This window comes from Psychrobacillus sp. Z3-81, from assembly GCF_056620325.1.
The window spans coordinates 1-279 of the sequence record NZ_JBWQPU010000048.1; the positions used below are offsets into that span (position 1 = coordinate 1).

Below are 279 nucleotides of genomic sequence, written 5' to 3' on the forward strand. Positions count from 1 at the left end.
TATTGCTCATCCATCAAGCCGGAATGACCAACTCGATCCGCTGGGTCTGGCCCAAGGGATACATACTGCACATTCGGAAGTTTGGCAGCCATGACGTGTTCCTGCTCTGTCCAGGGGCCAGATAACATGACGATATGACGACTGTATACCACCTCAGGCACAACTACAGCTTCCTGCTCCTTCCACTCTTTTGCAAACATCAGTGTTTGTGATTCGGTTGGAGATGATGTTTTCCCCATGTGAATCTCTCCCTTCAATGGTTTGCTGGTGAAGCCCTCG

Annotated in this window: 1 protein-coding gene; it reads right to left on the minus strand. The window is 50.2% G+C overall.

The window, feature by feature from the left end:
- A partial coding sequence (locus AC1ECF_RS17575; RefSeq protein ID WP_480390732.1) for a hypothetical protein occupies positions 1 to 239 on the minus strand: 239 nt, incomplete at its 3' end.
- Positions 240 to 279 lie beyond the last annotated feature (40 nt).